Annotated in this window: 13 protein-coding genes; 9 read left to right on the forward strand and 4 right to left on the reverse strand. The window is 68.5% G+C overall.

What is annotated here, in order from left to right; translation table 11 throughout:
- Position 1: 1 nt before the first annotated feature.
- Complete coding sequence (locus tag FHW85_RS01115; RefSeq protein WP_168647050.1) at positions 2–2452, reverse strand: DUF3772 domain-containing protein; 2451 nt, start codon at positions 2450–2452, stop codon at positions 2–4.
- A 94-nt stretch (positions 2453–2546) separates the two neighbouring features.
- On the opposite strand from FHW85_RS01115, the gene nfi reads away from it, so the two are divergent.
- Positions 2547–3221 (forward strand): deoxyribonuclease V, encoded by a 675-nt coding sequence (gene nfi, locus FHW85_RS01120; RefSeq protein WP_246866604.1) that lies wholly within the window; start codon positions 2547–2549, stop codon positions 3219–3221.
- 166 nt (positions 3222–3387) lie between these two features.
- Here the strand turns inward: nfi and FHW85_RS01125 are convergent, their stop codons facing one another.
- A complete protein-coding gene (locus tag FHW85_RS01125) occupies positions 3388–4314 on the reverse strand; it encodes an AraC family transcriptional regulator (protein ID WP_168647051.1) in 927 nt (308 codons plus the stop codon).
- A 117-nt stretch (positions 4315–4431) separates the two neighbouring features.
- Here FHW85_RS01125 and FHW85_RS01130 point away from each other — a divergent pair, with 117 nt between their 5' ends.
- The 4 genes from FHW85_RS01130 to FHW85_RS01145 all read left to right on the forward strand — a co-directional run bounded on the left by FHW85_RS01130 (position 4432) and on the right by FHW85_RS01145 (position 7648).
- Positions 4432–4773 (forward strand): carboxymuconolactone decarboxylase family protein, encoded by a 342-nt coding sequence (locus tag FHW85_RS01130; protein WP_167254241.1) that lies wholly within the window; start codon positions 4432–4434, stop codon positions 4771–4773.
- A gap of 74 nt (positions 4774–4847) precedes the next feature.
- Positions 4848–5813, forward strand: a complete 966-nt coding sequence (locus FHW85_RS01135) for a C4-dicarboxylate ABC transporter (RefSeq protein WP_168647052.1) — start codon at positions 4848–4850, stop codon at positions 5811–5813.
- Positions 5814–5897: 84 nt separating this feature from the next.
- Complete coding sequence (locus FHW85_RS01140) at positions 5898–6950, forward strand: methyltransferase (RefSeq protein WP_246866630.1); 1053 nt, start codon at positions 5898–5900, stop codon at positions 6948–6950.
- Positions 6947–7648: a 16S rRNA pseudouridine(516) synthase gene (locus tag FHW85_RS01145; protein ID WP_168647054.1), complete on the forward strand. Its 702-nt coding sequence runs from the start codon at positions 6947–6949 to the stop codon at positions 7646–7648. Before FHW85_RS01140 ends, FHW85_RS01145 begins: the two co-directional genes overlap by 4 nt.
- Before the next feature lie 3 nt (positions 7649–7651).
- Here FHW85_RS01145 and FHW85_RS01150 read toward each other — a convergent pair whose 3' ends face one another.
- The gene (locus FHW85_RS01150) at positions 7652–7804 is read right to left on the reverse strand and encodes a hypothetical protein (protein WP_168647055.1); all 153 of its coding nucleotides are present in this window, start codon (positions 7802–7804) and stop codon (positions 7652–7654) included.
- A 270-nt stretch (positions 7805–8074) separates the two neighbouring features.
- Between FHW85_RS01150 and FHW85_RS01155 the strand changes: the two genes are divergently transcribed.
- The 4 genes from FHW85_RS01155 to FHW85_RS01170 all read left to right on the forward strand — a co-directional run bounded on the left by FHW85_RS01155 (position 8075) and on the right by FHW85_RS01170 (position 12667).
- A complete protein-coding gene (locus FHW85_RS01155) occupies positions 8075–9631 on the forward strand; it encodes a YdiU family protein (protein WP_168647056.1) in 1557 nt (518 codons plus the stop codon).
- Positions 9632–9749: 118 nt separating this feature from the next.
- Positions 9750–10721 carry an alpha/beta fold hydrolase gene (locus FHW85_RS01160; protein WP_168647057.1) on the forward strand — a complete coding sequence of 324 codons (972 nt, stop codon included), beginning with the start codon at positions 9750–9752 and terminating at the stop codon, positions 10719–10721.
- Positions 10718–11077: an antibiotic biosynthesis monooxygenase gene (locus FHW85_RS22460; RefSeq protein WP_168647058.1), complete on the forward strand. Its 360-nt coding sequence runs from the start codon at positions 10718–10720 to the stop codon at positions 11075–11077. The genes FHW85_RS01160 and FHW85_RS22460 overlap by 4 nt, the downstream gene beginning before the upstream one ends.
- 168 nt (positions 11078–11245) lie before the next feature.
- Complete coding sequence (locus FHW85_RS01170; protein ID WP_168647059.1) at positions 11246–12667, forward strand: phosphatidylinositol-specific phospholipase C domain-containing protein; 1422 nt, start codon at positions 11246–11248, stop codon at positions 12665–12667.
- Positions 12668–12735: 68 nt separating this feature from the next.
- On the opposite strand, the gene trxC is transcribed toward FHW85_RS01170, so the two are convergent.
- Positions 12736–13173, reverse strand: coding sequence for a thioredoxin TrxC (gene trxC, locus FHW85_RS01175; protein WP_167254258.1), 438 nt, complete (start codon positions 13171–13173; stop codon positions 12736–12738).
- Between the last annotated feature and the right edge of the window lie 28 nt (positions 13174–13201).

Genomic DNA, 13201 nt, shown 5'->3' on the forward strand with positions numbered 1-13201 from the left:
GTCAGCTGGCCGGCGGCGTGGCCGGCGGCGGCGCGCCGAACTGCGCGTCGACGCTGGTACGCGATTCCGATGGCGGACGGCGCAGCACCATGTCCTGCGGCGTCGACATCGGCAGCTGCGCGTTGGCCAGTCGCTCGAGCATCTCGAACAGCAGGTCGCTCTTCACCGCGGCGACTTCGCGCGGGCTGCCGACATAGGCCGTGCACACGAAGATCAGCGACTGCCCGTCGATGGTGTCCAGCTGCACGCTGGGCTTGGGCGTTTCCAAGGTGGAGGGGTGTTCGCCCATCGTGCCCAGCAGCACCTTGCGCGCCTTGCCGGCGTCGGTGCTCAGCGGCAGCGGCAGGCGGATCTGCACGCGGCCGAGCGCGCCGGCCTGGGTCACATTGCGCACGTTCTGGGTGATCAGCTGCGAGTTCGGCACGATCACGGTGGAGCGGTCGCCCTGCTGGATCTCGGTGGCGCGCACGTTGATGCGCTTGATGTCGCCTTCCACGCCCGCGCCCGGCAGGCTGACCCAGTCGCCGACCTTCACCGGCCGCTCGGCCAGCAGGATCAGGCCCGAGATGAAGTTCTGCACGATCGCCTGCAGGCCGAAGCCGATGCCCACCGACAGCGCCGAGGCCACCCAGGTGATGCTCTGCAGGTCCACCTTCAGCGCGCCCAGCACCAGCACGAACACCAGCACGCCGCAGACGTAGCCGAGCAGGGTGACGATGGACATCTGCATGCCCGGGTCCAGTGCGGTCTTCGGCAGCAGCTGCTGCGACAGCCAGCGCTTGACCAGGCGGATCGCCGCCACGCCGGCCACCAGCACGCCGAGCGCGCTGAAGATATTGCCCGGCACGATCGACAAGGTGCCGATGGTGCGCCCGGCGAACAGCTGGCTGCCGCGTTCGAACAGTTCGTCGGGGCCGGCGTTGTAGGGCGACAGCAGCGAGGAGATCGCCAGCAGCAGCAGGAGCGCGCGGGTCACCCCGGACAGCACCACCGCGGCCTGCTCCATCCGCACGGGCGACACGCCGAAGGATTCATGCATGCGCGAGCCGGTGCGCGAATCCGGCGAGAGCAGGCTCTCGAACACGTCGTTGAGCAGATGCATCAGCAGGTACACGGTGCCGACGATCACGCCGCCGCGCAGCATCTGCCGCGCCTCGAAGAAGGCGAGGGCGATATAGCCGGTGAGCAGGCTCAGCGCCAGCGTGACCACGCCGGCGAACGCCACCGCCACCAGCAGGCCCACCCACAGCGGCCGCTTGCCGGGCGCGGTGCCGGCGGCGAGCAGGGCGCGCCGCGCGCGGCCCATGCGCAGCAGCGCCGCCGCGATCAGCCCCGCTACCAATAGCGAGAGCAAGCCGTTGACGGCCACCGTGGCCGACAGGGATGCGGAAACCTGCGCGGTGATGCGCTCGGCCAGCCCGATCAGCAAGGTGCACCAGGCCAGCAGCGGCGGGAACGGACGCAGGCGGCGCGCGAGATCGTCGCTCAGCGCCGGCATGCGCCACGACGGACGGCCGGAGCTGAGCAGCGCGCGGCCCAGGCCGGCGATATATGCGGCGATCCAGGCCAGCATCACCAGCGATGCGAACAGCCCGCCGATCTCCTCGCCCAGGGTGCCGTTCCAATCCAGCCCCAGGTACAGCAGATAGGCGGCGAAGCCGAAGGTGAGCGTGGTGCCCAGGGTGATGAACAGCGCCAGCGCGCTGCGGCGCAGATGGCCGGCCGGCATGCGGTCGCTGGTCAGGCGCAGCAGCGCCTGTTCCAGCAGGCGGCGGCCCACCGCGAACAGCGCGATGGCGGCCAGCGTGCAGATAAAGAACGGCGTGCGGTTGCCGGGCTGCCAGGCCTTGCTCATCGCCGTCCAGGTATCGCGGCCCAGTTCCGCCAGGCCGGCGCGGTCGTCCGGCGCATTGCGCGACAGCGAGGACCAGAACGCGAGGCTGAGCGGCGAGGAGGTGCGCTGGCTGAGCCGCGCTTCGAACAGCTGGCGGCGCAGCCCGACGATCTGCCCGGCAAGCTGGGCGCTTTCCAGGCTCACCGTCTTGGCCTGCTTCATCTGCGCATCGAGATCGGCCTTGTCCTTGCCCAGCTGCTTGCGCTGGTTGGCCACCTCCGGCGGTTCGCCGGGCTGGCCTTTTTCCGGCGCGGGCCCGAGCACGTCGAGCTTGGCTTTCAGCGCATCGGACTGCGGCGACAGCGAGGCGACCAGCTGATCGGCCTGCTGCTGCAGCGCCTGCGCGCGCGAGCGCAGGTCCTGCAGGGCGGCGTCGCCGAGTTTGTCGGTGTCGGCCAGCGTCTGGCGCAGCTGCTCGAGCTGGCCGTTGAGCTGGTCCACGGTGACCGGTGCGGCGGCGGAGGAGGACGGTGCATCGGGAGCGTCCTGGGCCAGGGCCAGGGAGCCGCCGCCGATGGCGAGGATGAGGATCAGCGCGATGCGAAGCAGGATGGACATGGCGGCATGATCCGGAGGCATGGGTGTACGGTCAATCAAGCCTGCGCCTTTTTTCTTGACGGGGTGTTCAGCGCCCTGGCGTCAGGCTTCCCCGATGGACTGGATGACGATGGCCGAGGCAGTGCCCGCATGGGATGGCGACGTGGCCAAGGCGCGCGCCTTGCAGAGTGCGCTGGCCGGGCGCGTCAGCCTGGTGGAGGATTTCGCCGAACCCGCGCGCATCGCCGGCGTGGATGTCGGTTTCGAGGAACAGGGCGCGATCACCCGCGCCGCCGCGGTGCTGCTCGATGCGCGCAGCCTGCAGCCGCTGGCGCATACGGTGGCGCGGCTGCCGACGCGCATGCCGTATATCCCCGGCCTGTTGTCGTTCCGCGAATTGCCCGCGGTGCTGGAAGCGCTGGCGGGCTTGCCGGAGCAGCCCGGGCTGGTGTTCGTCGACGGGCAGGGCATCGCGCATCCGCGCGGGCTGGGCATTGCCGCGCACCTGGGCGTGATCACCGGGCTGCCGACGATCGGCGTGGCGAAGACGATCCTGGTCGGCGTGCACGAGCCGCTCGGCGAGCGGCGCGGCGACAGCGTGCCGCTGATGTATCGCGGGCGGACGATCGGCACGGTGTTGCGCAGCAAGGAGCGGGTACGGCCGCTGATCGTGTCGCCGGGGCATCGGGTGAGTATCGAGGGCGCGGCGCGGCGGGCGCTGGCGGCTTGCACGAAGTACCGGTTGCCGGAGCCGACGCGGTGGGCCGACAAGTTGGCTTCCCGCCGCTGAGCTCTTAACCCCCTCTCCCCTGCGGGGAGAGGGCTGGGGTGAGGGGGACCTACGGAGCGATGAAGCAAGAGCACAGAAGCGAGCGACGCTTCGTCGATCCGCCGTCTCGAGCACCCGCCCCTCATCCGGCTGCCGCCACCTTCTCCCCGGAGGGGCGAAGGATTCACTAGATGTGTTCTTCCTCTCGCGTGTGCTCCCGCCGAAACCTCGCCGGCGTCGTCCCCATGTAATGCCGGAACGCCTTCCCGAACGCCGCCTCCGACTGATACCCCACGTCCTGCCCGATATCCCCGGTGCGCCGCCGCGTACGCAGCAGCAGATCGCCGGCGATCTGCATGCGCAGGCGCGCCAGGCATTCCCCCGGCGTCATCCCCGCACGTTCGCCGAAATGCCGCGCGAAGCTGGCGCGCGACATCGCCGCGACACGGCCCAGCTCCTCCAAGGTCCACGGGTGCGCAGGTTCCGCCAGCATCGCCTGCACCGCGCCGCCCAGGCGCGCGTCGGCCAGCAGCGGCAGCAGGCCGTGCACGTCGCCGGTGGCATACGCGCGCAAGGCCAGCGCGAACAAGGCATGGGTCAGCGCGGTGACCACGGCCAGCGCGCCGGGCTGGCGCTGGCCGGCCTCGTGCCGCATCAGCGCCACCAGCGCCTGCAGGGCTTCCATCCCGGCCGTGTCGCGCAGGGAAACCTTCAGCGTGCCGGGCAGGGTGTACAGCAGCAGGCTGGCCGAGGCGGGGGCGTAGCGGAAGCGGCCGCACAAGAGGTCCAGTTCCGGCGCGCCGTCGCCGTTGCGGCGCAGCGGCAGCAGGCCGTCGTGTTCCACCCGCACCGGCGCCGTGCGGCGCTGCCCGCGGCGGTCGCGGATCAGGTGGGCGGCGCCGTGCGGGAAGATCACCAGGTCGCCGGCCTGCATGTCCAGCGAGGGCTCGCCGGCGGGTTCGATCGCGCAGCCGCCGTCCAGCACCAGGTGGAACAGCGCTTCGCCGCGCGGCGCCTCGGCATGGTCGACGGCGAAGCCGCCGGCGAACTGGCAGCGCACGTCCAGGTTGCCCTGCAGTTGCGCGAGCTGGATCAGACGGCTGAGGGCGTCCATGAGACGTTCGCGCCAACAATGGAGTCGCGCGAGTATTCAGCGCAGCGGCGGGCGGCGCAACACTGCGCAGCACGGCGGGCAGGCCGCCCGCTCCCTGTCATCCCGAGGAGAACCGCCATGCTCGACTGGGTCCAATACCGCAACGAACTGCTGGGCCGTATCGGCGAAATCGGCAAGCTCAGCCCCGGCACCCTGGCCGGCTACCAGACACTCAGCAGCGCCGGCGAAAAGACCGGCCACCTCGACGGCAAGACGCGCGAACTGATCGCGCTGGCGGTGGCCGTGACCACGCGCTGCGACGGCTGTATCACCGTGCATTCCGCCGCGGCCCTGAAGCAGGGCGCCAGCCACGAAGAGATCGCCGAGGCGCTGGGCGTGGCAGTGGCGCTGAATGCGGGCGCGGCGCTGGTGTATTCGGCGCGCGTGCTGGATGCGGTCAGCGCGCACGAAAAGGCTTGATGCGCAGATCCGGCCGCGCGCTCGCGCCGCGGCCGGAACTCGCACGGCATACCAAATTCCAGAGAGACGCACACATGGATGCAAAGCAGGCGACCGCGGCGGTGCCGTGGCCGGTGGGTCTGTTCGCCAGCGTGATGGGCCTTGCGGGCTTGTCCGCGGCGTGGCGGCTGGCGGCGCGTTACGGCGCGCCGGGCTGGATCGGCGATGGCCTGGCCATGCTGGCGTGGCTGACGTTCCTGTTCCTGGCAGGCGTGCAGCTGCGCCGTGTGTGGAGCGATGGCAAGACGTGGCTGGCGGAACTGCGCCAGCCCGCCACCGCACCGTTCCTGGGCACGTTCTGGATCAGCCTCCTGCTGCTGCCGATGCTGGCGCCGCCGGGCTGGCCGGCGCGCGCGATGTGGCTGCTCGGCGCGGCGGGCATGGTGGTGTGCGCATGGAGGAATTTCCTGCAGTGGACGGCCGGCGCGCTGGACGAAGGGCAGGTGAGCGCGGCCTGGCTGATTCCGGTGGTCGGCCTGCTCGACGTGCCGCTGGCGTTTCCCGCGCTCGGCTGGCCCGCCTTGCGCGAGTGGATGCTGTTCGCGCTGGCGGCGGGTTTCGTGCTGGCGATACCGGTGTTCGCCCTGGTGTTCGGACGGCTGGTCTCGCGCGCACCGGGGGCGCAGCCGACGCTGCTGATCCTGCTGGCGCCGTTCGCGGTGGGATTTTCCGCCTATGTGGCGATGGCCGGCGAAGTGGATGCGCTCGCGCGCTCGCTGTTCTATCTGGACCTGTTCCTGCTCGCCGTGCTGCTGCCGCGCGTGTACTCGATGCTGCGCGGGCAGCCGTTCCGCCTGAACTGGTGGGCGCTGAGCTTTCCGCTGGCGGCCAGCGCGGTGGCGGCGCAGCGTTATGCGCTGGCGATGCCGGGCTGGTTCGGCCGTTCGGTCGCCGTGGCGCTGCTGGCGCTGGCCACGCTGGCGATCGGCGCGCTGGCCTGGCGCAGCCTGCGGGGCCTGGCGCGGGGCGACGCGATGGTGCCGGTGCCGGCCGCGCGTTGAACGCCGTCGGCGCGGAAAACCGCCGCGCCGCGTAAAATGCCGCCGTTTCCGCTTTCGAAAGGCCGGCCGGTGAATGCTGCCGCTCTGTCCTCCGCGCACGTGGCGCTGGAGGCCCTGTTCGTTCCCATCGCCACGGGGCAGCTGCGCCTGCCGCCGGACGGGCGCGTGCTGTTCCTGCATGCGCGCGACGGTTTCCGCCTGCGCGAGATGGCGCAGCCGGGTTGGATCTGCGCGCAGAGCTTCAAGCCGTTCGCTGCGGAGCTGGAGCGCAGCGGCCTGCGCGTGGGCGACCCGGCGATGGACGAACATTTCCCGCTGGTACTGGTGCTGCCGCCGCGGCAGCGCGACGAAGCGCGCGCGCTGTTCGCACGCGCGGTGCGGCATGCCGCGCCCGGCGGCATCGTGCTGGCGTGCATGGCCAATGCCGGCGGCGCGCGCTCCGGCGAGGCCGACCTGGCGCAGCTGGCCGGCCCGGTCGCGCAGTTGTCCAAGCACAAATGCCGCGTGTTCTGGAGCGCGCCGCTCGGCGAGCGGGTGAATCACGCACTGCTCGAACCATGGGCCGCGTTCGACCAGCCGCGCCAGAACGCGGCCGGCTACTGGAGCCGCCCCGGCCTGTTCGCCTGGGATCGCGTCGACGTCGCATCCGCCCTGCTGGCCGCGCATCTGCCGGCCGGCCTGCGCGGGCGCGTGGCGGATCTCGGCGCGGGCTACGGCTATCTGTCCGCACAGGTGCTGGCGCGCTGTCCGCAGGTGGAGGCGATCGATCTCTACGAAGCCGAAGCGCGCGCGCTGGAGCCGGCGCGCATGAACATGGAAGCCGCGCGGCAGCAAAGCGGCGTGGCGGTGCGCACCGAAGTGCACTGGCGCGATGTGGCGGCGGGTCTGCCGGCCCGCTACGACGCCATCGTCAGCAATCCGCCGTTCCATCAGCAGGGACGCGAAGACCTGCCCGAACTGGGCCGCGCGTTTATCGCCGCCGCCGCGTCGGCACTGCTGCCGCATGGAAGTTTCTGGATGGTCGCCAACCGGCACCTTCCCTACGAGGCCACGCTTGCGGGCCGTTTTGCCGAAGTGCGCACCGTGGTGGCACAGGAGGGTTTCAAAGTGATCGAGGCACGGGGCGTGCGCGCATGAAGCTGGTCAAGCTGATCGCCAATCTGGGCTATGGCAGCCGCAAGGACGTGGCCTGGATGTTCCGCGAAGGCCGCATCACCGACGCGCAGGGCGAGGTGCTGTATGCGGACGACAAGGTGCCGCACGAGCAGATCCACGTCGACGGCGAACCGCTGGATCCGCCGCCGGGCCTGGTGCTGATCATGCACAAGCCGGTCGGCTATACCTGCTCGCGCAAGGACCAGGGCCGGGTGGTGTTCGACCTGCTGCCGCCGCGCTACCGCATGCGCGATCCGGCGCTGTCCACCGTGGGCCGGCTGGACCGCGACACCTCGGGCCTGCTGCTGTTCACCGACGACGGCGCGCTGCTGCACCGGATCATTTCGCCGCGCGCGCAGGTGGCCAAGGTGTACGAGGCGGAACTGGCCAGCGATCTGCGCGGCGACGAAGGCGCGCTGTTCGCCAGCGGCACGATGATGCTGGAGGCCGAGCGCGAACCGCTGGAGCCGGCGCAGCTGGAGGTACTGGGGCCGCGCCGCGCGCGCCTGTCCATTACCGAAGGGCGCTACCACCAGGTGCGGCGGATGTTCGCCGCGGTGGGCAATCACGTGGAGGCGCTGCACCGCGCCTCGGTGGGCGGCCTGGTGCTGAGCGAAGGCTTGGAACCCGGCGCCTGGCGCATGCTTGCGCCGGGCGAGGTCGAGACGATCTTTAGCTGAGCCTCAGGACTCGGCCGGCACGGAAAGCAGTTGCTGGCGTGCCCGCGCCAGTTCGTCTTCGCGGCGCGAACGCGCGCCGGGCTGCCAGGAAACCAGGTGGAATTCTTCGGCCTTGTGCTTGTTCTTGGCGTCCTGGCCCGCTTTCGCGGCGATCATCCCTGCGATCCGCTGAATTCCGCGTCCGAGCGCGAAACCCGCCATTGGCATCTGCATAGTCTGGAATCCCCCTTAGGCCGCCCCTGCGCGGCCGTGAACGCATAGTAAACAGAAAAACAGGGATGTGTGTGAAGTGTGAAATCCATTAGGTCGAAGGTAACGCTCCGGTCGGATTTGCTCCTTGCAAAGTCCGTACCGGCGCCATCGGGCCGGCCTTGCGTTCGTCTTGCAGTGCCGCATATGGATGGAAAGTTCAGGCCGCTCCCCGCCATGCAAAAACTCCGTTTCGACAATGCCTTCGTGCGCGAACTTCCCGCGGACCCGGCGCAGGGTGCTGCAGTGCGTCAGGTCGCGGCGGCGTATTCGCGGGTGGAACCGACGCCGGTCGCGGCGCCGCGGCTGATCGCCTGGTCGGCCGAGATGGCCGCCCAGCTGGGCCTGGCCGGGAAGGATCTGGCCCGCCCCGAGTTCGCCCGCGTGTTCGCCGGCAATGCGCTGATGCCGGGCATGGAACCCTGGGCGGCGAACTACGGCGGGCACCAGTTCGGCGTGTGGGCCGGACAGCTCGGCGACGGCCGCGCCATTTCGCTGGGCGAGTTGGTGGATGAGCACGGCCACCGGCAGGAGCTGCAGTTGAAGGGCGCAGGACCCACGCCGTATTCGCGCGGCGCCGACGGCCGCGCGGTGCTGCGTTCGTCGATCCGCGAATTCCTGTGCAGCGAAGCGATGCATCACCTGGGCGTGCCGACCACGCGCGCGCTGAGCCTGGTGCTCACCGGCGACCAGGTGGTGCGCGACATGTTCTACGACGGCCATCCGCGCGAGGAACCCGGCGCCATCGTGTGCCGCGTGGCGCCGTCGTTCATCCGCTTCGGCAACTTCGAATTGCCGGCCTCGCGCGGCGACACGGCGCTGTTGCGCCAGCTGGTGGATTTCACCATCCGCCGCGATTTTCCCGAACTGCAAGGCGAGGGCGAAGCGCTCTACGCCGCCTGGTTCGGCCAGGTCTGCGAGCGCACCGCGCTGATGGTGGCGCACTGGATGCGCGTGGGCTTCGTGCATGGCGTGATGAACACCGACAACATGTCCATCCTCGGCCTCACCATCGACTACGGCCCCTACGGCTGGGTCGACAACTTCGATCCCGACTGGACCCCCAACACCACCGACGCCGGCCGGCGCCGCTACCGCTACGGCCAGCAGCCGGGCATCGCCTGGTGGAACCTGAGCCGCCTCGCGGGCGCCTTGGCGCCGCTGTTCGGCGGCGTGGAACCCCTGCAGGCCGGACTGGACCGCTATGCCGACGCCTTTGCCGCGGCGGACCGCCGCTTCGTCGCCGCCAAGCTGGGCCTGGCCGAATGCCGCGACGAGGACATCGAGCTGATGAAGTCGCTGCAGGCGCTGCTGGCGGAAGGCGAGGTGGACATGACGCTGTTCTTCCGCGCGCTGTCCGAGGTGGATCCCTACCTGCCGTCGCTGGACCCGCTGCGCCACGCCTTCTACGGCGAGGCCGGCCTGTGGCGCACCGATGCCGGCTTCCAGGCCTGGCTGGCGCAGTACACCGCGCGGCTGGTGGAGGACCCGCAGACGCGCGAGGCGCGCCGCGCGCTGATGCACGGCGTCAATCCGCGCTACGTGCTGCGCAACTACCTGGCGCAGGAAGCGATCGACCGCGCGGAGCAGGGCGACTACGCCGGCATCCACGAACTGCTGGACGTGATGCGCCATCCCTACGACGAGCAGCCGGGCCGCGAACGTTTCGCGCAGAAGCGGCCGGACTGGGCGCGGGAGAAGGCGGGCTGTTCCATGTTGTCGTGCAGTTCCTGACCTTCCGGGTCAGGAACTGACCTGCCATGGCGGCGTGCCGCGTCGCTTCGCCGGCCGGCGAAACGACGGCGCGCGAAAGCGATCAAGCTGACGGGCAGTTCCCCACGAGGCCCGTCGCATGTCCCTGCTGCTCGCCATCGGCCTGTCCGCGCTCTCCGCCATCCGCACGTACGACCTGCCTGCGGGCGATGGCCAGCACGTGGCGCTGCATTGCATCGAGCCGGAAGGTCCGGTCCGCCACGCCGCCTTGTTCGTGCACGGCGCCAGCTTTCCCACCATGCTCGCGGCCGGTTTCGAATTCGCACCGGGCGATTCGTGGATGGCCTTCATGGCGCGCCGCGGCTTTATCTCCTGCGGGCTGGATTTTCTCGGCTTCGGCGCATCCTCGCGCCCGCCGGCGATGGCCGGTGCCGCCAATGCGGCGACGCCGGTGACGCGCGCGCCGGAAGCCGCGCGGCAGATCGCGCTTGCGATGCAGGAGCTGCGCGGCAAGCGCCATCTGGACGTCCATCTGATCGCGCATTCCTGGGGCACCATTCCCGCCGCCGAATACGCCGCCGAGCATCCCGGCACGCTGGTTTCACTCACCTTGTTCGGACCGGTGGTGCCGACCGGTGCCGCCGACAAGCCGGACACCACCGCGTGGTGGAGCATCACCGCGCAGCAGCGCTACCGGCAGCTGCTGTTCGAGCAGGTGCTGCCGAAAGACCTGCGCCTGATCGAGCCGACGGTGACGCAGCGCTGGGCCGCGGCATTCGATGCCTCGGTGCCGAAGCTGCGCGGCGACGCGCCGGATGCGCTGCGGATTCCTTCGGGGCCGGGCGCCGATATCGCCCAGGCGCAGGGCGGCCGCTATCCCTATGACGCGGCCAGCATCGCGGCACCGGTGTTCGTGGTGTACGGCGACTACGACACGGTGGTGAACGACGCCCAGGCGGCGGACTTCCTGCGCCGCTTCAGCGCCAGCCCGCTGGTCTGGCGCCTGCGTATCGACCACGGCACGCATGTGCTGCACCTGGAGCGCTATCGCCGTTCGCTCTACCGCAGCGTCGCCGCGTTTATCGATGCGGCGGAAGAGGCGAAGCCGTGATCGCGGTGATCTTCGAAGCGTGGCCGGCGCAAGGCTGCCGCGAAACGTATCTGGATATCGCCGCCGAGTTGCGGCCCTTGCTGGACGGGATCGACGGCTTCGTGTCGATCGAACGCTTCGAGAGCCTGGCCGAACCGGGCAAGCTGCTTTCGTTGTCGTTCTGGCGCGATGAAGAAGCCGTGGCGGCGTGGCGGCGGCAGGAAGCGCATCGCACCGCCCAGGCCGAAGGCCGGCACGGAGTTTTGCGCGACTACCGCCTGCGCGTGGCTGGCGTGCTGCGCGACTACGGCTTGGATAATCGTGGGGAGGTGCCGGAGGACAGCCGGCGGTATCACGGGGCGGTGACGCGGCTATAGCCGGCGCGGGCATTAGGGGGCTCAATTGTTGAGGCCTGAGTATCCATCTGTCGCGTTTTTCTGGAAGAGGCGTCGATTCGTATTTGTTGGTACTGAGGCCTATCTAAGGTGAGCCTGACCCAGACGGTTGTGCTGGGTCGGGCCAATCCTTAAATGAGGTCATCACCTATGAAATGGCGATATGTTTCCTGGGTACATTGCGTCGCAATCATTTTTTCGTGCGCTTTCGCGGGCGGAGTTCGCGCGCAGGCTTATTACCATGATGGCGGGGAGTTGCCGCAGCGCGCGGATTGGATGAAGCAGCTGGCGGACACCACGCGTCTGTCCGAGATGAGCATTCCAGGTACGCACGATTCGGCGGCTTTCAAGAATGGCGGCGATATCGTTCTCACGCAATCGTTGACTATTACCCGGCAGTTGAACGGGGGTATACGTTTCCTGGATCTCAGGGTGCGCCATATCAATGATGTTTTCGCGATGCATCACGGCCCCGTCTACCAGGGGGCGATGTTCGGCGACGTGCTGGGTGAGATGATCGATTTCCTGCGCCGGCATCCTTCCGAAACTATTGTCGCCCGCCTGAAGCAGGAGCACGATCCTGCTGGAAACACGCGCTCCTTCGAGCGGACTTTCAAGTCCTACTACGATCCGAACCGGCATTGGTTCGCCAGTCCTGGCGAGAACAACCCAACGCTGGGAGCGTTGCGCGGAAAGATTCTGATCCTCGCCGATTATTCGCGCTCCGATTTCAGCTATGGCCGCAACTACAGCGGGCTGAGTATTCAAGATGCTTATTCGGTTTCGACGAACTGGGATCTTTATGACAAATGGGAGAAGGTGAAGAGTCATCTCGGAAAGTCCGCCGAAGATCGCAGCGGCAGCATCTACCTCCATTATCTGAGTGCTTCCGGAGGAGCCTTCCCCTACTTCATAGCCAGCGGCAAATCTTCACCGGAAACCCATGCCCCCCAGCTGGTCACGGGACGCACTACGATTGGAGCCTGGGCGGATTCATGGCCGGACTTTCCGCGAACTGCCTGCCTTGGCACCTGGTGCACGATCGAATTTCTGGGCACCAATGGGTTGACCGTCAATTATTTGAAAGGCAAGTCATGGAGTGGGCTAGGCATCGTGGCAGCGGACTTTCCTGGCCCGGATCTGATCGGAGCGCTTGTTCGGGCTAATCCCCATACACGCCTGAATCGGATCGAGCAGGTATCGACGGGACGGTGCATCGACGCGGAAGGGACGCTGAGGCCGGGCGGCACCTTGCAGCTGATGCCTTGCCGTCAGGATTCCGCGCAGGACATCAGGATCGATGACCTCAGCATGGCAGTAGGCGGAACATCGAGCCGGCTATGCATGGACATCCGTTCGGGCATCGTAACGGATCATGAGTCCGTGATCCTTTACGAATGCCATGGGGATACCAACCAGCAGTGGGTGACGCGCGAGGATGGCCGCATCGAGAGTCAGCGCCGATCGCTGTTCCTGCAATCCATGTGCCTGACCGTCGAAGGATTTCCTTCGCGCCTCACGGTGCGCCCGTGCGGGATTGGAGGGGGCGACCAGATCTTTGCCGTCAAGTGAGCCTATAAAACGTGGGCACTGAATGGTGGCCGGGCCGGGTTTGCTATTCGAATCCGGCCCGCTCCAGCTCAGCGCAAGCTGGCCTCGATAAACCGCCGCAGCTGCGTTGCCGTCGTTGCACCGATCTGCCGTGCGGTCTCGTTGCCGCTGCGAAACACCAGCAAAGTGGGAATGCTCTGCACCCTATAGCGCTGCGCGAGATCCTGCTGGGCATCGACATCCACCTTGGCGAAGCGCACTTTCGGTTCCCACTGTTGCGCGGCCTCGGCGAACACCGGCGCGAAGCTGCGGCATGGCGCGCACCAGGTCGCCCAGAAATCCACCAGTACCGGCAGGTCGCCGCGCAAAGCCACCTTGTCGAAGCGCGCGGCATCCAGCTCCATCGCCCGGCCTTCGAACAGCTTCTGCTTGCAATGGCCGCAGGACGGCTTGTCGGCCAGCCGCTCCGTCGGCACGCGATTGAGCGAGCCGCAGTGGGGGCAGGGGACATCGGTGGTGGCGGACATGGCAGACTCCGGCGGTCGGATTCGACGC

Origin of the sequence: Dyella sp. SG609 (genome assembly GCF_012275375.1) — a bacterium.
Taxonomy (GTDB): domain Bacteria; phylum Pseudomonadota; class Gammaproteobacteria; order Xanthomonadales; family Rhodanobacteraceae; genus Dyella_D; species Dyella_D marensis.

Coding starts and splice junctions, on each gene's coding strand:
- FHW85_RS01115 (WP_168647050.1), bottom strand. CDS start 2,452: ATGTCCATCCTGCTTCGCATCGCGCTGATCCTCATCCTCGCCATCGGC.
- nfi (WP_246866604.1), top strand. CDS start 2,547: ATGGACTGGATGACGATGGCCGAGGCAGTGCCCGCATGGGATGGCGAC.
- FHW85_RS01125 (WP_168647051.1), bottom strand. CDS start 4,314: ATGGACGCCCTCAGCCGTCTGATCCAGCTCGCGCAACTGCAGGGCAAC.
- FHW85_RS01130 (WP_167254241.1), top strand. CDS start 4,432: ATGCTCGACTGGGTCCAATACCGCAACGAACTGCTGGGCCGTATCGGC.
- FHW85_RS01135 (WP_168647052.1), top strand. CDS start 4,848: ATGGATGCAAAGCAGGCGACCGCGGCGGTGCCGTGGCCGGTGGGTCTG.
- FHW85_RS01145 (WP_168647054.1), top strand. CDS start 6,947: ATGAAGCTGGTCAAGCTGATCGCCAATCTGGGCTATGGCAGCCGCAAG.
- FHW85_RS01150 (WP_168647055.1), bottom strand. CDS start 7,804: ATGATCGCCGCGAAAGCGGGCCAGGACGCCAAGAACAAGCACAAGGCC.
- FHW85_RS01155 (WP_168647056.1), top strand. CDS start 8,075: ATGCAAAAACTCCGTTTCGACAATGCCTTCGTGCGCGAACTTCCCGCG.
- FHW85_RS01160 (WP_168647057.1), top strand. CDS start 9,750: ATGTCCCTGCTGCTCGCCATCGGCCTGTCCGCGCTCTCCGCCATCCGC.
- FHW85_RS01170 (WP_168647059.1), top strand. CDS start 11,246: ATGAAATGGCGATATGTTTCCTGGGTACATTGCGTCGCAATCATTTTT.
- trxC (WP_167254258.1), bottom strand. CDS start 13,173: ATGTCCGCCACCACCGATGTCCCCTGCCCCCACTGCGGCTCGCTCAAT.